Origin of the sequence: Arthrobacter sp. NPDC057259, assembly GCF_042668995.1 — a bacterium.
Taxonomy (GTDB): domain Bacteria; phylum Actinomycetota; class Actinomycetes; order Actinomycetales; family Micrococcaceae; genus Arthrobacter.
This window is the reverse complement of sequence record NZ_JBHUYA010000009.1, coordinates 31,923-56,877: the sequence shown is the minus strand read 5'-3', so window position 1 is coordinate 56,877 and position 24,955 is coordinate 31,923. Positions and strand designations below refer to the sequence as shown.

The following is a 24,955-nucleotide window of genomic DNA, read 5'->3' as shown; positions in this document are numbered from 1 at the left end:
GCGGCCATCCTACGGCCGGGCGCCGTCGACCGCGGGCTCCGTCCGCGTGGGCCGGACGAAATAGTCCCGCGTGGCGGGGACGAAGCGGCAGACGGCGGCGAGGACCACACCCAGTGCCAGCAGTACCACCCCGCTGACGAAGGCCCCGCCGACGCCGAAGATGGTGGTGTTGCCGTAGCCCGGGTCCCACATCTGCACCGCGGAGACCACGAACGCTGCCGTCAGCGCCACGGCCCCGACGGCGGGCAGGATCCCGCGGAACCACAGGTTCCGGGCCGAAGCGCGCAGGGTCCCGCGGAAGTACCAGACACAGGCGAACCCGGTCAGGGCGTAGTAGAAGGCGATGAAGAGGCTGATCGAGCTGATCGAATCGGCCAGCAGGTTCTGGCTCAGGATGCTCATCAGCACGTAGTAGCCCACCGCCGCGGCGCCCATCACCTGGGTGGAGAACCCGGGGGTCTGGTTGCGCGGGTGAACGTGGGCGAAGCGCCGGGGGAGCGCGCCGTGCACGCCCATCGAGAGTGTGCCGCGGGCCGTCGGGAGGACAGTGGTCTGGGTCGAGGACAGCACCGAGGCAAGGACCGCGACCACGATCAGCCAGCCCCAGGGGCCGAGTACGGTGTCCTTCATCGCCAGGAAAACGTCGCTGCGGTTGGCCTCGTTGCCCAGCCCGATCCCGTCCGTGCCGACCGAGGCATACATCATCACCAGCATCGCCACCGAGACATAAATCGCCACCAGGACCACGGCGGAGAGCACCGCGCCGCGGCCGGGAGTGGTGGCCGGGTGCTCGGTCTCCTCGTTGACCGCCAGGCAGGTGTCCCAGCCCCAGTAGATGAACAGGGCCAGCAGCACCCCGTGCACCGCAGCGCCCGGATCGGTGACGAGCGCCGCCGGGTTGAACCAGGCCGGGTCGAACGGCTGGCCCGAGGCTGCGGGGCTGCCGGCGGCGATCTGGACGATCAGGGCCACGGCGAAGATGCCGAGGGACACGTACTGGACGTAGGTCAGGGTGCGCTGGACGTGCTCGCCCAGCCTGATTCCGCGATAGTTCACCAGGGTCATGAAGACGATGAAGACGACGCCGGTGGCCGTCACCACCAGCGGGTTGCCGGCGAGCGACCCGTCGCCGATCAGCAGCCAGAGGTACTGCCCGGCGACCTGGGCGAGGTTCGCCAACACCACGATCCCTGCCAGCGCCACGCCCCAGCCGCCCAGCCACCCGGCCCACGGGCCGAAGGCGCTGCGGGCCCAGGTGAAGGTGGTGCCGCAGTCCGGCATGGCGCTGTTGAGCTCGCGAAAGGCGTACGCGATGAAGAGGACCGGAATGAAGCCCAGGAGCAGGATCAGCGGCGTCGCATTGCCGTTGACGGCCACGATCAGGCCCAGGGTGGCGGCGAGGGAGTACACCGGGGCCGTGGAGGCCAGGCCCAGCATGACGGAGTCGCCCAGGTCCAGGATGCCGGCGCGCAGACCCTTGGCCGGGACCGCGTCCGCGGCTCCGGGCGCCGTCGTGGAGGGGATGGTCATAGCGCGATACCTGCCTTGGTGGAGTTCTGGCCGGCCGGGGGAGCGGGGGCCGGGGCGTCAATGGTGTTGGGGACGAAGCGGCAGAAGTAGTCGGTGACCGGGCCGTCGGATTCGCGGATCCCGCAGCCGACCGATTCGCCGTCGACCACCCACAGCCCCAGCACCGGCCGGTTGCCGTCGAAGTCCGGCAGGGCATGGAACTGCTGGTAGCACCAGCCCTCCCGGCCGTAGTCCCCGGGCTGCTCCAGGCTGAGGCCGTCGGCGTGGATCCGGATGTTGTCCCCCTCCCGGCCGTGCAGCGGTTTGGCGACCCATTCCCGCAGCGGGCCCGGGCCGTCCAGATAGGCTGGCAGCAGGTTGGGGTGGCCGGGGTAAAGGTGCCACAGCGCGGCAAGGAGTGCCTTGTTGGAGAGCAGCATCTTCCACGCCGGTTCCACCCAGCGGGGATTGGAGGCCCGCTGGAAGAGCCGCTGGCCAAACGGTTCCTTGATCATCAGCTCCCAGGGGTAAAGCTTGAACATGGTGCTGATCAGGTAGTTGTCCAGGTCCACGAACCGGTTGAGGTTGGGATCCCAGCCGATGTCCGACATGTTGATCCCAACGGTGCTCCAGCCGGCCTGCTCGGCCACGTCGCGCATGTACGCGGCGGTCATCCAGTCCTCGCCGGATTCCTCCTCCTCAGCGTGGGCCACGTGCAGGGTGCTCATCCCGGTCCGGTACTGGAGCTTGCGCCACTGCCGGATCAGGGCCTCATGGATGCCGTTCCACTGGTCCTTTTCTGGGTGGACGTCCTGCAGCCAGAACCATTGGGCGACGGCGGCCTCGATCAGGCCGGTGGGGGTGTCCGCGTTGTACTCGAGCATCTTCGCCGGGCCGCCGCGCCCGTCGTAGACGAAGTCGAAGCGGCCGTAGATGTCCACGTCGCCGGCCTGCAGCGATGCGGCCGCCAGCTCGAGTGCCTGCGGGCCGATGCCGATCCCGCCCATCGCCCCGGTGGCCAGGAACTTTGCCGCTTCCAGGCACATGAGGTGCATCTGCTCGGCAGTGGTCTCCAGCGTCTCCACCTCGTCCATGGTGAATTCGTAGTAGGCGTCCTCGTGCCAGTACTCGAGGGTTTTCCCGTCGGGAAGCTCGGTGGTGGAAAACACCAGGCCCTGTGATTCGATCCGGGCCTTCCAGTCCGGGCGGGGTGTGGAGTGCAGCCGTTTCATCCCTAGCCTCCCGTGCTTCCGCCCTTGGCGCTGCCGCCGAAGCCGCCGCGGCTGACCGTTCCGCCCTTGGAGCTGTAGCCGGTGGAGGCCTTGGCGCCGGAGGGGACGGTTTTGCTGAAGCTGGGGTAGGCGGAGCGGTTCTGGCCGATGCCGGGGACGCTGGCGCCGCGGGAGTAGAAGTACCAGGCGTAGATGCCCGAGCTGCGGCCGGCGGTGCTGCTGTTGCCGCACTGGGAGTCGTCCACGCGCTCGCCGGTCTCGTCGTTGAAGCAGACCTGGGCGTAGTCGGCGTCGTCGCCGCCGCTGGAGACCATGGCGGTGATGGTGCCGGCCAGCAGCGCGGTGACACCGAGGCCGACGACGACGGTGCGGCGCTGGGAGCGCTTCTTCCGCGCCGCTGCGGCGCGCTCGCGGTCCCGCTCGAACGGATCGAACACGGCGGTGGGGCCGGCCTCCGCCTGCCCCTGAGCCGGTGCGGGGTTGGTACCGGCCTGATCCAGCAGTTCGGGCCGGAGTTCGGGCTGGGGGACCTGCCAGGGTGGCGGCTTGGGACCCTTCCCGGGCGTGGTCGCGTCGCCTTGATTGGCAGCCTTGTCAGCGGCCCGGTCGCCTGCCGGCTCCCCGGGCTGGTCCGCGGCGCTGCGCCCGCCGTCGTGCGTGTCCATGCTTCCCCCTGCGTGGTTGCTTCTCCGAATGGCGGGCCTGCGCCGGCCGGGACGGCCCGGCACTCCGGCGGACCGCGGAATTCTGAAAGCCAGCCTAACCGGCAAACAGCCGGTCCGCAGCGGATTCGACCGCTCAAAAACCCGGCCGCGCTGTCCCCGCACCGGCCTACACTGGTGCCATGGAAACCGCATCTGTGCTTGCCGTCTGCGTGGTGCACCAGTTGCTCGGCGATGAGGGACGGCTGGGCGTCACCGCCATCGACAAGCGCCCGGTCCAGGGCCCGGTCAAGGTCCACCGGCTGGGACTGCGCGGCGACGTGCAGGCCGACCGGCTGGACCACGGCGGCGAGGACCAGGCGCTCTACGCCTATTCGCAGGACGACGCCGACTACTGGGCGGAGGAACTGGGCCGGGACATCCCGCCGGGGTACTTCGGCGAGAACCTGCGGGTGGCTGGCCTCTCCGCGACGGATGCGGTGATCGGCGAACGCTGGCGGATCGGGCTGGACCTGGAGGTGGAGGTCACCTCGCCCCGCGTTCCGTGCAGCACGTTCCAGCGCCGGGTGGGGGAGCCGCACTGGGTCAAGCGCTTCACCGAGGCCGGCCGGGTGGGGTCCTACCTGCGCGTGGTCAAGCCCGGCACCATCCAGGCCGGCGACCACATCCACCGGCTCTACGTCCCGGCGCACGGCGTCACAGTCGGCAAGTGGTTTGCCGACCCCACCCCCGAGGACGCGGACGCCCTGCGGGACGCCGAAGCGGACGGCTCCATCCGGCTGCAGCCCGAGTACCACCGGATGTTCGAGAAGCTGCAAGCCGGCCGCATGGCCTGAAGCGGGCCGTACCCCCTGCGCCGGCCCTGGACAGGCCTCGGCCCTGGCTGCCGGCCGGTGTGCGCAAGCTCACCGCCGTCGTCGTCGTTCTCCGTTGGCGCCCGTGCGGGGCCATGGCCTACACTTGAAACATCCCCCACTCCGGAAATCCCTAATTCCTGCCCAATTTTTGAGGCAGGACTGGTAAGTGTTGGGGCCCGCCATTGTGAGCGGGCATTTTCATAGGGAGAGCCGGCTAAAGAAAACGCTGTACAGACTGCTGGGATAGCAGCCAAGAGATGCAGCGTGAAGTCCTGCCAGGGATTGCGAAAGCGCCGGACTTCTGTGACCGGCCGGTCAAAGGATGCCCGGCGTTAGTGCGTCACGCGTTCTGCGGCTCCGCTCACCTCGGGTTGTGCCGCTTGGCCCCTATGGATGAGGAAGAATCACCTATGCCCGAAAATCAGGACCACTCCGTCGACACCGAAACCGCCACCGCGACCGGTACGTACGACGTCGAGACCACCGAAGCCACTGCCGCCGGGACTCCGGCCGAGCAGCCCGCTGAGAACGCCGGCCAGGAAGAAGAGGGCGTCAAGTTCGTCGACCTCGGCATCGATGGCCGCGTCCTCGCCGCCCTGCAGGACGTCGGCTACGAGAAGCCGTCCCCGATCCAGGCGGCCACCATCCCGCTGCTGCTCGAGGGCCGTGACGTCGTGGGCCTCGCCCAGACCGGTACCGGCAAGACCGCAGCCTTCGCGGTGCCGGCCCTGTCCCGGCTCGCCGAACTGCACGACCTGAACGGCCCGTCCCGCAAGACCCAGGCCCTGGTGCTTGCCCCGACCCGTGAGCTCGCGCTCCAGGTGGCCGAGGCCTTCACCTCCTACGCCAAGCACATCGACGACTTCACCGTCCTGCCGGTCTACGGCGGTTCCGCCTACGGCCCGCAGCTGGCCGGCCTGCGGCGGGGCGCCCAGGTTGTTGTCGGCACCCCCGGCCGCGTGATCGATCACATCGCCAAGGGTTCCCTGGACCTGTCCGAACTCCAGTACCTGGTGCTGGACGAAGCCGACGAGATGCTGCGCATGGGCTTCGCCGATGACGTGGAGCAGATCTTCCAGCAGACCCCCGAGGGACGCCAGGTTGCCCTGTTCTCCGCCACGATGCCCGGCCAGATCCGCCGGATGTCCAAGCAGTACCTGAACAACCCGGCCGAGGTGCAGGTCAAGTCCAAGACCACCACCGGCGCCAACACCCGCCAGCGCTACCTGCAGGTCATGGGCCCGCACAAGCTCGACGCCATGACCCGCATCCTCGAGGTCGAAGAGTTCGACGGCGTCATCGCCTTCGTGCGCACCAAGATGGCCACCGAAGACCTCGCCGACAAGCTCCGCGCCCGCGGCTTCCAGGCTGCCGCCATCAACGGCGACATCCCGCAGCAGCAGCGCGAGCGCACCGTCGACGCGCTCAAGGAAGGCCGGATCGACATCCTGGTCGCCACCGACGTCGCCGCCCGCGGCCTCGACGTCGAGCGCATCAGCCACGTCATCAACTACGACATCCCGCACGACACGGAGTCCTACGTGCACCGGATCGGCCGTACCGGCCGCGCCGGCCGCTCCGGCGAGGCGATCCTGTTCATGACGCCGCGCGAGAAGTACCTGCTGCGCTCGATCGAGAAGGCTACCCGCCAGCCGGTGGAGCAGATGCACCTGCCCACCGCCGAGACGGTCAACACCCTGCGCTTGGGCAAGTTCGCGGACAAGATCACCGAGACCCTCGAGTCCGAGGACGTCGCGGCGTTCCGTGACCTGATCTCCTCCTACGAGGAAGAGCACGGCGTACCCGCCGCGGAGATCGCCGCGGCCCTGGCCGTCATGGCCCAGGGTGGACAGCCGCTGCTGGTCAAGGAACTGCCGGCCGCTCCCGAGTACCAGAAGCGCGAACGCTCCAAGGACGGCTTCGGCTCCCGCGGACCGACCCGCACCCTCACCGAGGGCAACGCCACCTACCGGATCGCCGTCGGACGCCGCCAGCGCGTCATGCCGGGCTCGATCGTGGGTGCAATCGCCAACGAGGGCGGCATCTCCTCGGCCCAGATCGGCGGCATCGACATCCGCTCGGACCACTCCCTCGTGGAGCTCCCGGCGGACCTCAGCCCCGAGCAGCTGAAGGCCCTGTCCCGCACCCGGATCGGCGGCGAGCTGATCCACCTGGAGCTGGACAACGGCCGGAAGCCCTCCGGGGACCGCGGCGCAGGCCACGGCGGCCGTGGCGGCTACTCCGGCGGCAGCGGCAACTTCAAGGGCAGCGGCGGCTTCAAGCGCGAGTTCCGTAAGAACGACGGCGGCGAGCGTTCGTCCGCTGACCGCGGCGGCCGCTCCTACAGCGACCGTTCCGAGCGCAGCTTCGGCGACCGCAAGCCGCGGACCGAGGGCGGTTTCAAGCCCCGCAACAAGTGGTAACCACCTGTAGCTAAGCACTACCCGGACGGGCCGGCTCATCGCGAGCCGGTCCGTCCTTTTTGTCCCTCCACTTTTGCCGTGTCCGGGCGCGACGTAGCCTTCGTCACATCCTGGCCGGGAGGGGTCCCGCCATCGGCGTTTCGGAGGCCCCGGGTGCCGCTGCATCGGCTTCCTGGCGCGGATTTTGGGGGTAGCGGGCCGCCGGCTGCGCCGATTTGTTGGGAGCGGAATCTTCCGGTAGAGTATTTACTCGTTGCCCCCCTAGCTCAGTGGTAGAGCGCGTTCTTGGTAAGAACGAGGTCACCGGATCGATTCCGGTGGGGGGCTCTGAATGAGGGCCTGCGTCAAGGCGGTTTTGACCGGCTTGACGCAGGTTTTTCTCATTCGTGGCGGTGTAGCTCAGTTGGTTAGAGCGCACGACTCATAATCGTGAGGTCGGGAGATCGAGCCTCCCCACCGCTACAGACAAACCCCCGGAAGTGCGAAAGCGTCCGGGGGTTTTCTGTTTCCCCCAATGTCGGGCGTTGCGCTATCACCTCCGGTGCCCATCCGGGCTGTTGAGCCGTCCGACGTGTTATCGCAAAGGGTGCGATGGTCGGCGGGGTGGGACAGAATGGAACGATGACGAAAATTGCGATCATCGGCGGCCACGGCAAAGTGGCCTTGAAACTATCCGGCATCCTCACCCAAGACGGGTCCCAGGTGACCTCGGTCATCCGCAACCCCGAACACCGGGACGACGTCGCCGCCACCGGCGCCACCCCCCTGGTGCTGGACGTGGAAAACTCGACGACGGCGGAGATCGCCGCGGCGCTGGACGGCCACGACGCCGTCGTCTGGTCCGCCGGAGCCGGCGGCGGAAGCCCGGAACGCACCTACGCCGTCGACCGTGACGCGGCCATCCGCTCCATGGACGCCGCAGACCAGGCCGGCGTGCGCCGCTACGTCATGGTCTCCTACCTCGGCGCCGGCCCGGACCATGGCGTCCCCGAGGACAACAGCTTCCACGCCTACGCCGAGGCCAAGGCGGCTGCCGACTCCCACCTGCGCCAGAGCGGCCTGGACTGGACCATCCTGGGCCCGGGCTCGCTGACCGACGGCGAAGGCAACGGCCTGATCGAAGCCAACCCGGCCGACACCTCCGACGGGACCGGCACCGCCCGCGCCAACGTCGCGCTGGTCGCTGCCGCCGTGCTGGCGGAGCCGAAGACCGCGGGACACACCATCGAATTCCGTGACGGTTCGACTCCCGTGGCGGACGCCCTCAAGTCACTGGTCTAGGCCGTACCGATCCCCGGGCCCGGGGGCGCAGGCGCGCCCCCGGGTAGGGTGGTAGGGGCTCCCGGCCGCGCCGCAATGGCAATTGCGCCGACGGGCCGGAAGCAATCACCCCGGGGAAAGTGAGCACATGGATCTTTTGGCCCTCATTATTGGACTACTGCTGGCCACCGTCGTGGCCGTGGGTCTGGGGGACAGGCTCCGGCTGCCCTACCCGGTGCTGATGCTGATCCTGGCCGTGGCGCTGACCTTCATCCCCGGCTTCCCCGAGGTGGACATCACCCCGGAGCTGATCCTGCCGGTCTTCCTCCCGCCGCTGCTCTTCGCCACCGCGCAACGCAGTTCCTGGGCCGTGTTCAGGGTCCGCTGGCGCACCCTGCTCATGCTCGCCGTCGCCCTGGTGGTGGTCTCCACCGCCGTCGTGGCCGGTGCCGCGTGGCTGATGATTCCTAGCATCGGCATCCCCGCCGCCATCGCCCTCGGGGCCATGGTGGCACCCCCGGACCCCGTCGCCGTGGATTCCATCGCCGGCCGGGTCCACATGCCCCGCCGGCTGATCACCGTGCTGCAAAGCGAGGGCCTGTTCAACGACGCGGCGGCCATCGTCATCTTCCAGGCCGCCGTCGCCGCCTCCGTTTCGGGCACCAAGCTGGGGCCCGACGTCGTCCTCCAGTTCGCGCTCGGCGCGGCCCTGGCCGTGGGCGTCGGGATCGCCATGGGCTGGCTCACCGGCCTTGTCACCCGGCTGGTGCAGTCCATGGTGGCCCGGAGTGCCGTCACCCTGGTGGTGCCGTTCGCCGCCTACATCCTCGCCGAGGAGCTGCACGCCTCAGGCGTCATCGCCGTCGTCGTCACCGCCCTTGAGGTGCAACGGCACTCACGGCCGCAGGACGCCGCCGAACGCATCACCCGGACCGCCTTCTGGGACGTCGTGGAACTGCTGGTCACGGGCCTGGCGTTCGGGCTGGTGGGCCTGGAGATCCGGCAGGTCATCCACGATGAGGGCACGGCGGTCCTGGGCATGGCCGGGACGGCGGCGGTGATCTGCGTGTTGGTCTTCGCCGTCCGCTTCGGCTGGCTGGCGCTGATGTCCGGGCTGGCCCGCAGCAGCAAGAACACGCTCCGGCCCACCTCCGCCAAGGAAGTGCTGATCCTTACCTGGTGCGGCATGCGCGGCCTGGCCACCCTGGCCCTGGCCCTCGCGCTGCCGCTGACCCTGGAGGACGGCTCACCGTTCCCGGCCCGCAGTGAGCTGCTGGTGATCGCCTGCGCCGTGCTGCTGGCAACGTTGGTGCTTCCCGGGCTGACCCTGCCGTGGCTGATGCGGGTGCTGAAGGCCTCCGAAGACGGGTCCGTGGAGCGGGATGCCGCCCGCCTGCTGGCCGCCCGGGCCCAGCAGGCCGCCGTCGCCGCCCTGAAGGACCACCAGCTGATGAAGGAACTGCCGCCGGAGAAGGTAGCGCTGGTGAAGGAGAAGATGACCCGCCTGCACGCCGAGCTGCTCGACGGCAGCCTGCGCAACGAAAGCCTGGGGGACAAGCGCAAGCGCGGCCGGGAGCTGGCGATCGCGGTTCAGACCATCGCCCTGGATGCGGCCCGCCAGGAGGTTGTGGCTGCCCGGAATGAACCCGACATGGACCCCGAGGTGGCGGACCGGGTGCTGCGGCAGCTGGACCTGCGCACCATGACCATGCCGGAGTAGCTGCGGCCGCTACGGCCTCAGCTGCAGGTCCAAGGCGTTCGCCTCGACGTAATCCAAGGCGTGCCGGACGGCGCCGACCGTCACGATCGCATCCCCGAGCGTTGACACGGTGACGCGCGGGGGAGTGGCGGTCAGGGCCGGCAGGGCGGCGTTAATGCCGGGCAGCAGCGCGCCCGCGGAATCGGCGACGGCGCCCCCGATCACCACCTGCTCGGGGTTGATGAAGCTCGCGATCGCGGCGATCACCCGGGCCATCCGCTCGGCGAGGCGGTCGAGGATCTCCAGCGCGGCAGCGTCCCCGGCCGCGGCGTCGGCGAAGACCCGCCGGGAGCCTGCCTGACCTCCGCCGGTGGGACCCCCGGCCTCCGCCTGCCACGTCCGGGCCAGGCTCGCGATGCCCGCGCTGGAGCCCACCCCCTCCACGAGGGACAAGAATCCCATCTCGCCGGCGCCGCCCGCCCGGCCGTGCAGCAGCCGGCCCGATTCCAGTACCCCCGCGCCGAGGCGTTCACTGGCCAGCAGCACGACCAGGTCGGCCACCCCGGCGCCGGTTCCGCGCCAGCGTTCGCCGAGGGCCGCGAGGTTGGCGTCGTTCTCCAGCCGCACCGGCCAGCCGTGGCGTTCGTGGAGGGCGGAGCGGAGCCCGACGTCGAACAGGGTCCAGAAATGCTGGGCGGCGAGAACGGCACCCTCCCGGTCGACGGGAGCGGCGATGCCGGCCGTCACCGCCAGCACTTTCTCCGGGGTCTCGCCGGCCTCCCGGAGTGCGTCCAGGCAGGCCCGGTCCACCACGCTGACGCGCTCCTCCGCCGGGATGTCCGTGGCCCGGAAGGCCGCACTGGACCGGCCGAGGACGGTGCCGCGCAGGTCCGCGACGGCCGCCGTCGTGGTCCCCGCGCCGATGTCGATGCCGAGGACGACGCCGGCGCGGGCATTCAGCTCGAAGCGCCGCGCAGGCCGGCCCTTCCGCGGCTTGCCGGCGGCAGGGGCGGAGGCGCCGTCGCGCGCCGGGGTGTCCAGCTCCCTCAGCCAGCCGCTCCGGACCAGATCCTCGCAGACGGCAATCACGGTGGCACGGGTGAGTCCGGTGGCTGTCATCAGGCCGGTGCCGGTGGCCACGTCCGTGGTCCTGATGTGGGCGAGCACCGCCTGGGCGTTGACCCGGCGGAGGGACTGCGGCGTACCGGCGGCGTGCGGCTGCGGAATCTTGACCTCCCTGTAATGCGGCACCCATAATTGAGCGGTAATAGATTTAGTTTCTATCTAAATTATGCTGTCCAAAGTATCAGACCCGGCTCTCAAAAGGACTTCACTTGTCGAACACCGCCACGCTGGCCACCCTGTCCGGATCCGACGCCGCCGCCGACCCGAACTGGTGGCGCCAGGCGTCTGTCTACCAGATCTACCCGCGCAGCTTCTCCGACTCCAACGGCGACGGCATCGGTGACATCAAGGGCATCACCGCCAAGGTCCCGTACCTGAAGGCCCTCGGCATTGACGCCGTCTGGCTCTCCCCGTTCTACCCGTCCGCCCTCGCCGACGGCGGCTACGACGTCGACGACTACCGCGACGTCGATCCCAAGCTCGGTACCCTCGCCGACTTCGACGAGATGTCGGCCGCGCTGCACGCCGCCGGGATCAAGCTGATCGCCGACATCGTCCCGAACCACTCGTCCAACCGGCACGAATGGTTCAAGGAGGCCCTCGCCTCCCCGCGCGGCTCGGATGCCCGCGAGCGTTACATCTTCCGCGATGGCAAGGGCGAGAACGGCGAGATCCCGCCCTCGGACTGGGAGTCCGTCTTCGGCGGCCCCGCCTGGGAGCGCATCACCGAGCCCGACGGCACGCCCGGCCAGTGGTACATGCACATCTTCGCCAAGGAGCAGCCGGACCTGAACTGGTCCAACCGCGAGATCCGGGACGACTTCCTGAAGACCCTGCGCTTCTGGTCCGACCGCGGCGTGGACGGCTTCCGCGTCGACGTCGCCCACGCCCTGACCAAGGACCTGACCGAGCCGTTGCTCTCCAAGCTGGAACTCAGCGAGGCCAACACCGGCACCGACGGCTTCATCGACGGCTCGCACCCGTTCTGGGACCGCGACGAGGTGCACGAGATCTACGTCGAGTGGCGCGAGGTCTTCAACGAATACAACCCGCCGCGCACCGCCGTCGCCGAAGCCTGGGTCCACGCCAGCCGCCGCGCCCGCTACGCCAGCCCGCAGGGCCTGGGCCAGGCGTTCAACTTCGACCTGCTGCAGGCCGACTTCGACGCCGACGAGTTCCGGGAGATCATCACCCGCAACCTCGCCGAGGCCACCGAGTCCGGTGCCTCGTCCACGTGGGTGTTCTCCAACCACGACGTCGTCCGGCACGCCACCCGCTACGGCCTCCCGCAGGGCGGCGGCAAGCACGCCAAGGGCCAGGACGGCAAGGGCTGGCTCCTCGCCGGCGCCCCCGCCGAGGAACTCGACATCGAACTCGGCCTGCGCCGCGCCCGGGCCGCCACGCTGCTGATGCTGGCGCTGCCCGGCTCCGCCTACCTGTACCAGGGCGAGGAACTGGGCCTCCAGGAAGTCGGCGAAATCCCGGACTCCGAGCGCCAGGACCCCACGTTCTTCCGCAACAAGGGCGTCGAGATCGGCCGCGACGGCTGCCGTGTCCCGCTGCCCTGGGAAACCGAGGGCAGCTCCTTCGGCTTCGGCGCCGGCCCAGCCCACCTGCCCCAGCCCGAATGGTTCGGCCGCTACGCCGTCGCCGCCCAGGACGGCCAGGAGGGCTCGACCCTGGAGTTCTACCGCAAGGCCCTCAAGCTCCGCCGTGAGCTGCAGGCCTCCGAGGAACTGGAATGGGTGGAGAACAGCGACGCGGGTGTCCTGCACTTCCGCCGGCACGACGGCTGGCAGTCGGTGACGAACTTCGGCTCAGACGCCGTCGACCTGCCCGCCGGTGAGGTCCTGATCAGCAGCGGACCCCTCGACGGCGGCCGGCTGCCCGGCAACACCACCGTCTGGCTGCGGTGAGTCCCGAAGAAGTGCCCCCCGTCAAGGAACTGAACCCCGCCCAGGAATTGATTTATGGCTGCATGGGCCTGGGCGGCAGCTGGTCGGCGGAGCCGTACACCTCTGCCGACGTCGATCAGGCGGCGGCCGCGGTTGATGCCGCCCTGGAGGCCGGCATCACCCTGTTCGACCACGCCGACATCTATCGCGGCGGCAAGGCCGAGGCGGTGTTCGGCGAGGTGCTGGCACGGACGCCGGGCCTGCGCGAGCGGATCCGGCTGCAGACCAAATGTGGGATCCGGCTAGGCGAGAACGGGCTCGACGCCTACTACGACCTGAGCGGCGAGGCCATCCTGGAACGGGTCAACGGCAGCCTGGCCCGGCTCAAGACGGACTACGTGGACGTGCTGATGCTGCACCGGCCGGATCCCCTGCTGGATCCGGCCGAGGTGGCCTCCGCCGTCGGCCGCCTCATGGCCGAGGGCAAGGTCCACTCCGTTGGCGTGTCCAACATGTCCGCGGCGCAGATCGAGCTCCTGCAGGACCGGCTGGAGGCACCCGTCGTGGCCAACCAGTTGGAGATGAGTCTTGGGGCCCGGGCCTGGCTGGAGAGCACGGTCCTGGTGAACCACGCCGACGGGACGGACTACAGCTTTCCGCACGGCACCGTGGAGCACTGCGTCCGCCGTGGCATCGGCCTGCAGGCCTACGGGGCGCTGGCCCAGGGCCGGTATACCGGTGCGGCGGGCGGTGAGGATGCCGCCGCAAGCGCGACGGCGGACCTCGTCGCCGCGATGGCGGCGGAGAAGGGCACCACCGGCGAGGCCGTGATGCTCGGCTGGCTGATGAAGCATCCGGCCGGCATCTCCCCGGTGATCGGCAGCGCCAACCCGGAGCGGATCCGCGCCTGCGCAGGAGCGGCGGACGTGGCCGCAGCCATGACCCGGCCCGAGTGGTACCGGCTCTGGATCACCGCCCGCGGCAGCAACATCCCCTAACCCACACCACGGGCCGGAAGGCGCGGCTCTGATAAGCCCATCTGCCGGCCCGTGGGCGGCGGGAACGTGATTTTGGTCGTAATGGTCGCCCGGAACCGGGGTATTACTTGGCGGCCGGACGTTCCGGGCGGCTAGCGTATAGGCATGACCTCTACGACCACCGCCGGGATTGTCCGGCCCCAACGCAATGTCCCGGCCGAGATCGCCCGCTCCTGGCTGCTGGTCAACGCCATGAAGCCGGAGCTGTTCACCGAATCCTCGGAGTCCCGCGCCGACGCGATCATCCTGGACATCGAAGACGCGGTGGACCCCTCCCAGAAGGACCAGGCCCGGAAGCACGTCGTCGACTGGCTGACCGCGGGCGGCAACGCCTGGGTCCGGATCAACGACGCCACCAGCCCGTTCTGGGCCGACGACCTCGCCGGCCTCCGCGGCACCCCCGGACTGCTCGGCGTGATGCTGGCCAAGACCGAGTCCGCGGACCAGGTCACCGAGAGCTTCCACCGCATGGACGGCAAGACCCCCGTCATCCCGCTGGTTGAGTCCGCCGTCGGCATCGAGGAAGCCAACCACATCGCCAAGGCCCAGGGCGCGTTCCGCCTCGCTTTTGGCTCCGGTGACTTCCGCCGCGACACCGGCATGGCCGCCACCCCGGAGGCCATGGCCTACCCGCGCGCCAAGCTCGTCGTCGCCAGCCGCGTCGGCAACCTGCCCGGCCCCATCGACGGCCCCACGGTGGGCACCAACCACCCGATCCTGCGCGAGCAGACCGGCATCACCGTGATGATGGGCATGACCGGCAAGCTGTGCCTGGCCATCGACCAGACCCACGTCATCAACGAGGTCATCAGCCCGACGCCGTCGGACGTCGCCTGGGCCACGGACTTCATGGCCGACTTCGAGGCCAACGGCCGCGTCATTCGCGACGGTTCCGACCTGCCGCGCCTGGGCCGCGCCGAGAAGATCATGAAGCTCGCGGTAGCCTTTGGGGTGCAGCCGGCCCTGTAGCCGCGCCCGACCCGTCAGGAGACCCCGTGATCCATGCCAACGAGCTGGTTCACGGGGTCTTTTGGGATCAACCGGAGAATCCCCGCGCCGCCCTGCGCGTCCAGGACGCCGCGGGCGGCTTCCGGGATGTGGAGCTCGACGCCGGAACCCGGCTCGGGTTCCGGATCTCGGTCCCCGGCAAACACTGCCTGGGCCACCACAGGGTGCACGGCCCGGCCGAGCGGGACCACATCCCCTGCCCACGGAACGCTCACGCCGAGCGCGGGAACCAGTGCGGCCCCTGCTTCGCGGCGGACGATTCCCGCCTGATCCACGACTTCCACCGCGGCGGCCGCGTCCCGCCGCCCGGCCTGCGGGCCTACCTGATGCAGCCGCATTGGCTTTACGTCGCCTCCTTCGCCCACGGCGCCACCAAGGTGGGTACGGCCTCCGCGCTCCGGAAATGGCACCGGCTCGCCGAACAGGGCGCTGTGGCGGCACGGTATATCGCCCGGACCGACGACGGCCGGATCGTTCGGCTGCTCGAGGACCTGGTCACCCGGGACGCCGGCCTGCCCCAACAGATCCGGTCGGCCGCCAAAGCCGCCGGCTTGGCCGACCCGCGCCCCGCGGCCGAGATGGATGCCCGCAACGCCGAGGAAGCTCAACGGGCCAGAGCGCTGCTGAGTGTGGCCGGCGGCGACGGGTACGAAGTGGTGGACGAACCCTGGACCCGGCCTGCGCTGGCGGACCTGGCCTGCGGCCACAGCCCCCGGCACCCGTACCCGCACCCCCTCGACGCCGACGCCCACGGCTTCACCATCCGGTCCCTGAGCGGCGGGATCGCCCTCGCCGGCCTGATGGACAACGGGCCGGAGTTCGTCGTCAACCTCGGAGACCTGAAGGGACGCCTGCTGGAAACCGGGGAGCACCACTCCGAGGTGCCGGCGGTCCAGGAGTCGCTCTTCTGAGCCGGAGCCCCCACACCGAAGCCTCCAAACCGGGGCGGGCCGCCCGGTCCGGCCCCGTAGAATGGCAGGGTGCTGAACGAATTCTGGGCCACCGCGCCGACCCGCTACAAGGTGCTCGTCTTCGGAGCCATGGGACTGATCGCCGCCGGCATCATCCTCACCCTGATCGGCAACTCCACCGGTAACCAGGCGCTGTCCTTCACCGCCCTCGGCGTGATCGGCGCCGGCCTCATCCTGCACATCGCCGGCATGGTGGTCCGCGGCCAGGCGATCCGCAAAAAACTCCAGCGGTAGCGGCCGCTAGGCTGGACTCATGACTATTAATCCGGACCTGCAGGGACGCAGCTACCCTGCCGCAGAGGTGTACGACGTCGGCCGGGAAAAGATCCGCGAATTCGCGCGCGCCGTCAAGGCCACCCACCCCGCCCACTTCGACGTCGAGGCCGCACGGTCGCTGGGCCACGCGGACCTGGTGGCACCGCCCACCTTCGCCATCATCGTCGCCCAGCGCGCCGACGCCCAGCTGATCGCGGACCCGGCCTCCGGCATCGACTTTTCCCGCGTGGTCCACGCGGACCAGCGCTTCGTCCACCACCGCCCCATCACCGCAGGGGACCGGCTCGTAGCCGAGCTGCACGTCGACGGCGTCCGCGCCATGGGCGGAGGGGCCATGATCACCACCCGCGCCGAAATCTTCGCCGTCAACGGCGACGACGCCGGAACGGATTCCGGGCAGCGCGTCCCGGTCGCCACCACCACCTCGTCCATCCTGGTCCGCGGAGAGGGACAGTAACCATGACCCCCACTTTCACAGAACTCACGGTCGGCCAGGACCTGGGCAGCCGCACCATCGAGGTCACCCGCACGGACCTGGTCAAGTACGCCGGCGCCTCCGGAGACTTCAACCCCATCCACTGGAACGAGGCCTTCGCCACCGGTGTCGGCCTGCCCGGCGTGATCGCGCACGGCATGTTCACCATGGGCGCGGCCGTCCAGCTCGTCACCGACTGGGCCGGCGACCCCGCCGCCGTCGTGGACTTCCAGACCCGCTTCAGCAAGCCCGTCCCCGTCGCGGACACCACCGGAACGCCCGACGCCGGCGCCGTGATCGAGGTCGCTGCCGTCATCGGCGCGCTCGACGCCGAGGCGGGCACCGCACGCGTGGACCTCACCGTCGCCTCGGGCGGCCAGAAGGTCCTGATGAAGGCCCAGGCCGTCGTCAAGGTGGCCTGACCCGATGGCGCTGCCGTGACGGTCGGAACCCCGCAGGCCACCGAGATCACCCGGTGGCGCAACGCGGTGGTCGCGGCGTACGCCTTCAGCGGCGTCGCCTTCGCCAGCTGGGTGTCCCGCATCCCCGCCATCCGTGACGGGCTGGACCTGACTCCCGGCACCGTGGGCCTGCTCCTGCTCTGCATGACGCTGGGGTCCTTCGTCTCCGTATCCGCGTCCGGGCTGATCGTGCTGCACTTCGGGTCCAAGCAGACCATCCGGATCGGCAGCATCATGGTGGGCACCGGGCTGGTGATCGCCGGCATCGGCACCTCCGTCCTGGTCAGCCCGCTCGCGGTCGCGGCCGGGCTGGTGGTGGTGGGCCTGGGCACCGCCAGCTGGAACACCGCCTCCAACGTCGAGGGGGCCGCCGTCGAGCGGGCTGTGCGCCGGCACATCATGCCGCGACTGCACGGCGCCTTCAGCCTCGGAACGGTCGCGGGGGCCGGCGCCGGAGCGTGGGCCGCCGGCGCCGGGATCCCGGTCGCCTGGCACCTGGCCGCCGTCGGCGCCCTCGTCGCCGGATCCGTGGCTACGGCCGCAACCTGGTTCCGCGCTGACGTCACCCCTGTGACCGCCGACGAACCCTTCACCCCCGCTGGCCCCGATACCTTCGAGGACCCGTCCACCGGGCCCATCCCCGTGATCAGCCAGGCCACCCAGGACGCGGCCGCGCCTCTGGACAACAAACGCCAGATCGCGCAGGCCTGGCGCGACCGCAGGACCCTGCTGCTGGGTGTGCTGGTCCTCGGCCTGGCCCTCGCCGAGGGGGCTGCGGGGGACTGGGTGGCGCTGGCGCTGGCCGACGGCCACGGCCAGACGCAGGCCGCCGGGGCCGCCGGGTACGGATTGTTCGTCACCTTCATGACCGTGGGCCGGTTCGCCGGAACCGTGGCGCTGGACCGCTTCGGCCGGGTCCTGGTGATGCGCTGGTGCGCCGCGCTGGCCGTCGGCGGCCTCGCCCTGTTCGTCTTCGCCCCGGTGCCGTGGCTGGCCTACGTGGCCCTCGCGTTCTGGGGACTCGGCGCGTCCCTGGGCTTCCCGGTTGGGATGTCCGCTGCGGCCGACGATCCCGTGCGCGCCGCGGCGCGGGTTTCCGTGGTGTCCACCATCGGCTACGGCGCGTTCCTCTGCGGCCCGCCGTTGCTGGGACTGCTGGCCGAGCACGTGGGAATCCTGCACTCCCTGCTGGCCGTGATGGTGATGCTGGTGGTCAGTTTCCTGCTCTCCCCGGTGGCGCGGAAGGCCGCTTGACTCCTGGCCCGCCGGTCCGGTGCCAGCCGCATTCACACGCGGGTGCCGGCCTGCCTCCCCGGGCGGGCACCCCGGCTTTCGGAGGGGCCGCCGAACGCGGCTAGGCTGGAGGGGTGACCCAGACTCTGCTTTCCTCCCTGACCACCGCCGGCGTCGGCGGTCCCGCCGCCCGCTATGTGGAGGCCCGGACCGAGGCGGAGATCATCGACGCCGTCCGCACCGCCGACGCCGCGGGGGAGCAGGTGCTGATCCTCGGCGGCGGCTCGAACCTCTTGGTAGCCGACGGCGGGTTCGCCGGCACGGTGGTGAAGATCGCCTCGGAGGGATTCACCGTCAACGCCGAGGACTCCTGCGGCGGCGTTGCCGTCGTGGTCCAGGCCGGTCACAACTGGGACGCCCTGGTGGAACACGCCGTCAGGCACGCCTGGTCCGGCATCGAGGCGCTCTCCGGCATCCCCGGTGCCACCGGCGGCACCCCGGTCCAGAACGTCGGCGCCTACGGGGCCGATGTCTCCCAGACCATCGCCGCGGTCCGCACCTGGGACCGGCAGCGGAACGCCGTGCAGACCTTCACCAATTCCGAACTGAAGTTCGGCTACCGCGACTCGATCCTGAAGCAGACCACCGTCGAGGGTTCGCCCCGCTACGTGGTCCTCACGGTCGAATTCCAGCTTCCGTTGGGACGCATGAGCGCCCCCATCCGCTACGCCGAGCTGGCCCGGGCCCTCGGAGTCGAGGTCGGCCAGCGGGCCTACTCCAACGATGTCCGCCGCGAGGTGTTGCGGCTGCGGGCCTCCAAGGGCATGGTCTGGGACGCAGGGGACCGCGATACATACTCCACCGGGTCATTCTTCACCAACCCGATCGTGCCGGCCGAGACCGCGGACCGGCTGCCGGCCGACGCGCCCCGGTTCCCCGCGGGCGCCGAAGGCATGGTCAAGCTTTCCGCGGCCTGGCTGATCGACCGGGCCGGCTTCGGCAAGGGCTTTGGCCTTGAACCGGACAGCGTGTCCGGCGGCCGGGCCTCCCTGTCCACGAAGCACACCCTCGCCATCACCAACCGCGGCGGCGCCAGCACCGATGATGTGCTGGCCATCGCCCGCGAGGTGCGCAGCGGCGTCGCAGACCGGTTCGGCATCGAGCTGCATCCCGAACCGCTGTTGATCGGCGTCGAACTCTAGCCCACGGGATCCTGGGCGGGTTCTTCCTGCCGTGCGCGGGTCTTCAGCGCCGACGCCGCCAGCGCGTGCGCCCAGCCCGCCAGCGCCATGGTGGGGTAATAGACGGCCGCGGAAAGTGTGCTGGCCCGTATCCCGCCGAAAGCATGGTTCAAGCCCAGCACCATGGCAGCGATGGATGCCGCCGTGCCCAGGGCGGTCAGCGCCACCAGCACGTGGACCGAACGGGGATGCTCACGCCAGCCGCGCAGCAGCCTAACCTTCCCAGGCGCCGCAGCGACCGCCCGGCCTCCGGCCGAGAGCGAGGCGTACCCGCCGGCCAACCCCAGGATTCCCCAGATGAGATAGGGCTCCGGGTCGCGTCCGCTCGCCTCCTGGCCCAGGGCTCCCGCCGTCGCGGCGGTTCCTGCTGCGACGGCAAGGGTGGCCAGCGACAGCCACAAGAGGCGGACGCGTCCCACCCCGCCAAGTAAACTCCCCACAGTCATCGGACCAGCCTACGGTAGGGGCCGGGCCACGTCAGCAGCGGACTAGTTTCGTCCCCGCCGCGGGACCACCTTGGTGAAGAGCATGAACGTGAAGCCGGAGGCGGCCGCGCCCAGGAGAAACACCTGGCAGAAGGCCACGGACTGCACGCTCGGGCCGCTGCGCAGCATCAGCCCGGCGCACGCGAACGCCACCGCTCCGGCCAGCAGGGCCAGGGACCCCAGCAGCAGGCTCTGCACCGTGGCGGGGAACGCGGCGCCCGGGTCCAGCTCCAGGTCCCGGCGCTCCTGCTCCCTGGGGGTCCGGCGGGGCTGCAGGGTGGCGGCGGTCGCGAAGCTCACGACGGCGATGGCCATGGCGGCCACGGAGACGGTCTGGAACGTCGTCATCAGGGGGGAGAGGCGGGTGCCGCTGGCGATGGCGACGGCGAGTCCCGCGGCCATGCCCACCGCGCTGGCGGCCCAGCCCAGCAGGGCCAGCCTCCGGCAGAGCGGCCGCAGCCGGGGCCACACGTCTCCCAATGTCATTGATCCAGTTTAAGGACTCCGGCTGGGCGGACGCTGGGAGGGCTCCGGGGGTTCCGCATGTTCCCGCGGGCGGACGGAGGGCGGCCCTAGGATGGTGCCATGAAACCCGCCGGTCCGCGCCTGACCCGTCCTCTGCTGGGGCGGCTCCGGCTCGTGTCGCAGGGACTGGTCGGGGCGGGCTTCGCTTCGGTTCCGGAGGCGGTGCGGACCATGACGGCGATGCAGGCCCAGGACCTGCCGGCCGCGCTCTGGGCCGTAGGCGTGCGGGTCCCCGGGGCTGCGTTGGCCGACGTGCGCGGCGCCCTGGACCGCGGCGAGGTGGTCCGGTCCTGGCCGATGCGCGGCACTCTTCACCTGCTCGCTCCCGAGGACCTGGGCTGGATCCTGCAGATCACCTCCGGCCGGCTGCTCCGGAGCCTGGGCGCACGGCACCGGCAACTGGAGATCACCAGCGCGGACATCGACGCCGCCGCGGACGCCGCGCTGCAACGGGTCGCCGGGGGTGCCGCAATCAGCCGGGCGGAGCTGTTCGAGGCGTTTGATCAGGCGGGCCAATCCCCGGCCGGGCAGCGCGGCATCCACCTGCTCGCGGCCCTCTGCCAGCTGCGCCTGCTGGTCCTGGGGCCACTGGCGGGCAACCAGCAGCTGGTGGTCGCCTTCGATGACTGGATCACGGCGTCGCGGACCCTGGACCGGGCGGAGGGGACGGCCGAATGGCTGCTGCGCTACCTGCGCAGCCACGGCCCGGCCACGGAACGGGATTTCGCCTGGTGGTCCGGGATTCCGCTCACCGAGACCCGCGCCGCTCTGGCGCAGATCAAGGACCAACTGGCGGAGCTGGAGTTCGAGGGGAACCGGTACTGGCTGGCCCCGGAAACCGCGGCGCTGCTGGCCGAGGGGGTGCCCGGCGGCCGCTCCGTGCTGGCACTGCCGGGGTTCGACGAGTTAGTCCTCGGCTACACGGACCGGTCCGTCGTCCTCCCGGCCGACCATGCTGACAAGATCGTGCCGGGCGGCAACGGTGTCTTCAAGAAGACCATCGTGGCCGGCGGGCAGGTGGTCGGGACGTGGAGCGCCGCGGCGCGTCGGGGCCGGCCGGGCGCCGGCCGGAACCAGGGCGTCGACGTCGTCGCCGAACCCTTCGAGACCCGGGACGGACTGCGGCCCGCCGCCCGGCAATCGTTCGAGCTGCGGGCCGCGGAGTACCGGCGGTTCCTCGGGCCTTAGCCCCGGGCGTCAGAGGGTGCCGGTGGCGATCTTGAGCATGCGGCGCAGCGGTTCGGCCGCGCCCCAGAGAAGCTGGTCACCCACGGTAAAGGCGCTGATGTACTCGGGGCCCATCTCCAGCTTGCGGATCCGTCCCACCGGGATGTTCAGCGTGCCGGACGCCGCCACGGGGGTCAGATCAGCCATGGACGCTTCCTTGGTGTTGGGCACCACGGTGGCCCACTCGTTGTCCGCGTCCAGCAGCTTCTCGATCTCGGCGACGGAGAGATCCTCGCGGAGCTTCAGCGTCAGGGCCTGAGAGTGGGAGCGCATGGCGCCGATCCGGACACAGAGGCCGTCCATGATCACCCGGTCCGCGGCGGAGGTGCCGAGGATCTTGTTGGTCTCTACGCCGGCCTTCCACTCCTCCTTGGACTGGCCGTTGCCCAGGTCCGCGTCGATCCACGGGATCAGCGAGCCTGCCAGCGGCACGCCGAACTGGGTGGCGTCGATGTCGGTGCGCTGGTGGGCCAGGACCTTGCGGTCGATCTCGAGGATGGCCGACGCCGGGTCGTCCAGTTCCGTACTGACCTCGGCGTTGAGCGTGCCGAACTGGCTGAGCAGTTCACGCATGTGCCGGGCGCCTCCGCCGGAGGCCGCCTGGTAGGTCATGGAGGTTCCCCATTCGACCAGGCCGTTGGTGAACAGCCCGCCCAGGCCCATGAGCATGCAGGAGACGGTGCAGTTTCCGCCGATGAAGTCCTTGATCCCGCCGTCCAGGCCGGCGTCGATGACGTCGCGGTTGATCGGGTCCAGGACGATGATCGAGTCCTCGCTCATCCGCAGGGTGGAAGCAGCATCGATCCAGAGGCCGTCCCAGCCGCGGCTGCGGAGTTCGCCGTGGACCTGCTTGGTGTAGTCACCACCCTGAGCGGTAACGATGATCGGCAGCTTCGCGAGGGTCTCGACGTCGTAGGCGTCCTCCAGCTTCCCGGCCGCGCCGGACGCTACACCGGCGATGTCCGGGGCTGCACCGCCGGCGTTGGAGGTGGAGAAGAAGACCGGGTTGATGGCGGCGAAGTCGCCCTCGTCCTGCATGCGCTGCATCAGGACGGAGCCGACCATGCCGCGCCATCCGACCAGTCCGACGGTCGGGGAAGCTGCTGTAGTCATGGGGCCAGTTTAGACTTCACGCCGCCGGAGCCGCAGTCGGTTACGCCACAGCCGGACGGTTGCGGCGTAACCGGCTATTCGGCCGGCCGGGGCAGGTCACGGGCCTTGCGGAGCTTCTCGGCCTTGCGTTCCTTGATGAAGCCGGCCCAGCCGGCAAAGAGCGGAAACAGAACCAGTACGTACATCCACCAGATCTCGCCCATGATGTGCCACTGGTCCGTCAGGGCCATCTGGACAACCGCGTAAAGCATCAGCCCGAACAGCGCCGTCATCAGCAGGGACAGGAACAACAGCCCACCGGAGGAGTTGACGGGCTTGATGACGCCGAGGCCGTCGTCCTTACGGACCCCGTATTCCTCGTCGGTATAGGCGACGATCTCACCATTTTCGGCAAGGCGGTGCCTCATGGGTTCCTTCGGCGCAGGCGAGGGCGTGTATCCCGGTTCCTGCGGGACATCCCGGCTACGCCTCGCCACGGGACTCCTCAATGCCGGCCAGCAGTCCGGCGTCGTCCAGCGGGGCGCTCTCTGCAACCTCGTCGGTGGCGAAGTCCGGAACGCCGGTGGCCCAGTCGTTGCCGTCGCGGCGGACCAGCAGGTGCTTCTCCTCCTGCAACGTCTTGAAGACCAGGTAGGCCGTGCCGCCCGGGTGTTCCTCGACGTGCTGGCGGAGCACCCGCAGGATGGCCTCCGCGGAGCCGATGGTGGGATCCTGCGCGAACGCAAACCAGGTCCCCAGGGCGCGAGGCTGCAGCATGAGGGCTACCTCCGGTGCCTCGATAAGCACCACGTTGTCCATGCTGTCCTCGGTCAGGAGGGACAGCTCGGTCCAGCGCGTCGCATGGCCCATGGCCGTTGCGACGGCAGCGGCGACGCCCTTGACGCCGACCTGGTCGTCGTCGGAGACGACGGCGAGGTCCCGGGCCAGCAGGGAGGATGCGCCGGCCGTGTTCAGCGTGGAGTCCTCGACGAGTTCCTCGGCGCGGAAGACGCTGACGGAACGGTCACGGGAAGGTCCCTCGAAAACGTTGAGGAGGTAGGCGAGTTCGCCCACCCCAAAACCGATGACGTCGACGCCGAGGCGCGGTTCCTGGGTCGTTTCGTGCTGGACGGTCATCTAGGTCTCCTAATCTCCAAAGCCGAAGAACTTGGCCACGGACTTTCCTGCATTCTTGACGTTGTTGGCGGTGTCGCTGACAAACTTGCCGGGGTCCTTCACGGCATTGACCACACCCTCACCGATGTCCTTACCCACGCTGGTGATGGTGTCCCAGTTCTCGTAGACCGCGATTCCCACGCTGGCCACCTGGCAAACGGTGCCGGCGGGCGGGGGAAGGAAGCAGCCGACGCCGAGAAGGGCTTTGCCGGCGCTGGCCGCGCCCCCCTTGATGTCGCCGTCGGCGAACTTGGCGACCGAGTCATACGTGTTGAAGCCGACGCCGGCCCAACCCAGGCCGCGGGCGATGCCGGACTTGCCGAGCCACTCCAGGCTCGTGCCCTTGCCGAGCCAGGGCTTCTCCGCGATGAAACCGCCGAGCTTGTCCAACGGCTTGATGAAGTTGTTGAGGTTCTTCAGCGACGCCGCGTCCGAGGCCTTGTCGATCGCGTTGAGGGTGCGGCTGGCCTTGGAGGAATCCTTGAGCAGCCCTTCAAGGGTCTTGTTGCCCGCTGTGGTCTGCCAGAGGTTGCGGATCTCGAAGCCCGGCCCGCCCAGCCGGTGCCTGCCCTTGGTGAAGAGGGCGTTCACCAGTTCGGCGCGCTGGTTCTTCAGTACCCAGCCGTACTGCCCGACGGTCTTGGCCAAGGTGAGCGGGGTCTTGATGTTCTTCTGGATTCCCATGAACGTCTTGAGTCCCGCGGCGCCGCCGGCGAGGATGCCTCCGGCCACAGCCCACGCCCCAGGGCCGGAACCGTGGCCGAGCGGACCCAGCGGGCCGCCGCCGGACCCGGCCTTGGCGTTACTGGCCTTCTCCTGCTCGTCGGCCTGCGTCAGCAACTGCCTGGACTGCTGCTTGAGCGCCCGGGCGGTCTGCTGGATCAGGGCGCGGTGGCTGCCGTTCCACTCCGAGGTGAAGCGCGCGCCGTCCGCACCCTTCCACGACGTGTTGTTGTTGATGGCCGCCGTCAGGGCCGTCGACTGCTGCAGCAGCGTCTCCGAAGTCTGTCCGAAGCTTTGCGCCAGCATGCGCAGCTGGGCGACGTCGGCGCCCCACACGTTACCTGCCACGATGTACATCCCCCT

General features: G+C 69.8%; 24 protein-coding genes and 2 tRNA genes. 16 read left to right on the top strand and 10 right to left on the bottom strand.

Annotated features, from left to right (window positions below):
* Positions 1-9: 9 nt before the first annotated feature.
* The 3 genes from ACFUCU_RS14560 to ACFUCU_RS14550 are packed head-to-tail and all read right to left on the bottom strand — an operon-like array spanning position 10 to position 3,406.
* Positions 10-1,530 carry an APC family permease gene (locus tag ACFUCU_RS14560; protein ID WP_377973220.1) on the bottom strand — a complete coding sequence of 507 codons (1,521 nt, stop codon included), beginning with the start codon at positions 1,528-1,530 and terminating at the stop codon, positions 10-12.
* Positions 1,527-2,741, bottom strand: coding sequence for a glutathionylspermidine synthase family protein (locus tag ACFUCU_RS14555; RefSeq protein WP_377973219.1), 1,215 nt, complete (start codon positions 2,739-2,741; stop codon positions 1,527-1,529). The genes ACFUCU_RS14560 and ACFUCU_RS14555 overlap by 4 nt, the downstream gene beginning before the upstream one ends.
* A 2-nt stretch (positions 2,742-2,743) precedes the next feature.
* Positions 2,744-3,406: a Tat pathway signal protein gene (locus ACFUCU_RS14550; protein WP_377973218.1), complete on the bottom strand. Its 663-nt coding sequence runs from the start codon at positions 3,404-3,406 to the stop codon at positions 2,744-2,746.
* 179 nt (positions 3,407-3,585) lie between these two features.
* Here ACFUCU_RS14550 and ACFUCU_RS14545 point away from each other — a divergent pair, with 179 nt between their 5' ends.
* From ACFUCU_RS14545 to ACFUCU_RS14520, 6 genes are all read left to right on the top strand, one after another.
* A complete protein-coding gene (locus tag ACFUCU_RS14545; protein WP_364133479.1) occupies positions 3,586-4,239 on the top strand; it encodes an MOSC domain-containing protein in 654 nt (217 codons plus the stop codon).
* A 431-nt stretch (positions 4,240-4,670) separates the two neighbouring features.
* On the top strand, positions 4,671-6,683 hold the full coding sequence (locus ACFUCU_RS14540) for a DEAD/DEAH box helicase (protein ID WP_377973217.1): 2,013 nt from the start codon (positions 4,671-4,673) through the stop codon (positions 6,681-6,683).
* Positions 6,684-6,938: 255 nt separating this feature from the next.
* Positions 6,939-7,010, top strand: a tRNA-Thr gene (locus tag ACFUCU_RS14535).
* Positions 7,011-7,071: 61 nt separating this feature from the next.
* Positions 7,072-7,145, top strand: a tRNA-Met gene (locus tag ACFUCU_RS14530).
* Positions 7,146-7,304: 159 nt separating this feature from the next.
* Positions 7,305-7,964 (top strand): NAD(P)H-binding protein, encoded by a 660-nt coding sequence (locus ACFUCU_RS14525; RefSeq protein WP_364133470.1) that lies wholly within the window; start codon positions 7,305-7,307, stop codon positions 7,962-7,964.
* A 127-nt stretch (positions 7,965-8,091) separates the two neighbouring features.
* Positions 8,092-9,663, top strand: a complete 1,572-nt coding sequence (locus ACFUCU_RS14520; RefSeq protein ID WP_377973216.1) for a Na+/H+ antiporter — start codon at positions 8,092-8,094, stop codon at positions 9,661-9,663.
* Positions 9,664-9,672: 9 nt separating this feature from the next.
* Here the strand turns inward: ACFUCU_RS14520 and ACFUCU_RS14515 are convergent, their stop codons facing one another.
* Complete coding sequence (locus tag ACFUCU_RS14515; RefSeq protein ID WP_377973215.1) at positions 9,673-10,893, bottom strand: ROK family protein; 1,221 nt, start codon at positions 10,891-10,893, stop codon at positions 9,673-9,675.
* Between the two features lie 83 nt (positions 10,894-10,976).
* On the opposite strand from ACFUCU_RS14515, the gene ACFUCU_RS14510 reads away from it, so the two are divergent.
* The 9 genes from ACFUCU_RS14510 (at position 10,977) to ACFUCU_RS14470 (ending at position 19,325) form a co-directional block, all read left to right on the top strand.
* Complete coding sequence (locus ACFUCU_RS14510) at positions 10,977-12,683, top strand: glycoside hydrolase family 13 protein (RefSeq protein WP_377973214.1); 1,707 nt, start codon at positions 10,977-10,979, stop codon at positions 12,681-12,683.
* Positions 12,684-12,694: 11 nt separating this feature from the next.
* Positions 12,695-13,660 carry an aldo/keto reductase family oxidoreductase gene (locus ACFUCU_RS14505; protein ID WP_377973213.1) on the top strand — a complete coding sequence of 322 codons (966 nt, stop codon included), beginning with the start codon at positions 12,695-12,697 and terminating at the stop codon, positions 13,658-13,660.
* 144 nt (positions 13,661-13,804) lie between these two features.
* Positions 13,805-14,668, top strand: coding sequence for an HpcH/HpaI aldolase/citrate lyase family protein (locus ACFUCU_RS14500; protein WP_377973212.1), 864 nt, complete (start codon positions 13,805-13,807; stop codon positions 14,666-14,668).
* A gap of 26 nt (positions 14,669-14,694) precedes the next feature.
* Positions 14,695-15,618: a DUF2797 domain-containing protein gene (locus ACFUCU_RS14495; RefSeq protein ID WP_377973211.1), complete on the top strand. Its 924-nt coding sequence runs from the start codon at positions 14,695-14,697 to the stop codon at positions 15,616-15,618.
* A gap of 69 nt (positions 15,619-15,687) precedes the next feature.
* Positions 15,688-15,912 (top strand): DUF3188 domain-containing protein, encoded by a 225-nt coding sequence (locus tag ACFUCU_RS14490; RefSeq protein WP_290255982.1) that lies wholly within the window; start codon positions 15,688-15,690, stop codon positions 15,910-15,912.
* Between the two features lie 19 nt (positions 15,913-15,931).
* Entirely contained in the window at positions 15,932-16,411 is a 480-nt protein-coding gene (locus tag ACFUCU_RS14485; RefSeq protein ID WP_377973210.1) for a MaoC family dehydratase N-terminal domain-containing protein, read from the top strand.
* A 2-nt stretch (positions 16,412-16,413) separates the two neighbouring features.
* Positions 16,414-16,851 (top strand): MaoC family dehydratase, encoded by a 438-nt coding sequence (locus tag ACFUCU_RS14480; RefSeq protein ID WP_377973209.1) that lies wholly within the window; start codon positions 16,414-16,416, stop codon positions 16,849-16,851.
* Between the two features lie 15 nt (positions 16,852-16,866).
* Positions 16,867-18,144, top strand: a complete 1,278-nt coding sequence (locus tag ACFUCU_RS14475) for an MFS transporter (protein ID WP_377973208.1) — start codon at positions 16,867-16,869, stop codon at positions 18,142-18,144.
* 113 nt (positions 18,145-18,257) lie between these two features.
* Complete coding sequence (locus ACFUCU_RS14470; RefSeq protein WP_377973207.1) at positions 18,258-19,325, top strand: UDP-N-acetylmuramate dehydrogenase; 1,068 nt, start codon at positions 18,258-18,260, stop codon at positions 19,323-19,325.
* On the opposite strand, the gene ACFUCU_RS14465 is transcribed toward ACFUCU_RS14470, so the two are convergent.
* Positions 19,322-19,810 (bottom strand): hypothetical protein, encoded by a 489-nt coding sequence (locus ACFUCU_RS14465; RefSeq protein ID WP_377973206.1) that lies wholly within the window; start codon positions 19,808-19,810, stop codon positions 19,322-19,324. The two genes, ACFUCU_RS14470 and ACFUCU_RS14465, sit on opposite strands and share 4 nt — an antisense overlap.
* 42 nt (positions 19,811-19,852) lie before the next feature.
* Positions 19,853-20,335, bottom strand: a complete 483-nt coding sequence (locus ACFUCU_RS14460) for a hypothetical protein (RefSeq protein ID WP_290255976.1) — start codon at positions 20,333-20,335, stop codon at positions 19,853-19,855.
* 99 nt (positions 20,336-20,434) lie between these two features.
* Between ACFUCU_RS14460 and ACFUCU_RS14455 the strand changes: the two genes are divergently transcribed.
* On the top strand, positions 20,435-21,562 hold the full coding sequence (locus ACFUCU_RS14455) for a winged helix DNA-binding domain-containing protein (protein WP_377973205.1): 1,128 nt from the start codon (positions 20,435-20,437) through the stop codon (positions 21,560-21,562).
* A 9-nt stretch (positions 21,563-21,571) separates the two neighbouring features.
* Here ACFUCU_RS14455 and asd read toward each other — a convergent pair whose 3' ends face one another.
* The 4 genes from asd to ACFUCU_RS14435 all read right to left on the bottom strand — a co-directional run bounded on the left by asd (position 21,572) and on the right by ACFUCU_RS14435 (position 24,940).
* Positions 21,572-22,714 carry an aspartate-semialdehyde dehydrogenase gene (gene asd / locus ACFUCU_RS14450; RefSeq protein WP_377973204.1) on the bottom strand — a complete coding sequence of 381 codons (1,143 nt, stop codon included), beginning with the start codon at positions 22,712-22,714 and terminating at the stop codon, positions 21,572-21,574.
* A 74-nt stretch (positions 22,715-22,788) separates the two neighbouring features.
* The gene (locus ACFUCU_RS14445; protein WP_290255973.1) at positions 22,789-23,121 is read right to left on the bottom strand and encodes a hypothetical protein; all 333 of its coding nucleotides are present in this window, start codon (positions 23,119-23,121) and stop codon (positions 22,789-22,791) included.
* A gap of 55 nt (positions 23,122-23,176) precedes the next feature.
* On the bottom strand, positions 23,177-23,830 hold the full coding sequence (locus ACFUCU_RS14440) for a hypothetical protein (protein ID WP_377973203.1): 654 nt from the start codon (positions 23,828-23,830) through the stop codon (positions 23,177-23,179).
* 9 nt (positions 23,831-23,839) lie between these two features.
* Positions 23,840-24,940 carry a WXG100 family type VII secretion target gene (locus ACFUCU_RS14435; RefSeq protein ID WP_377973202.1) on the bottom strand — a complete coding sequence of 367 codons (1,101 nt, stop codon included), beginning with the start codon at positions 24,938-24,940 and terminating at the stop codon, positions 23,840-23,842.
* Positions 24,941-24,955 lie beyond the last annotated feature (15 nt).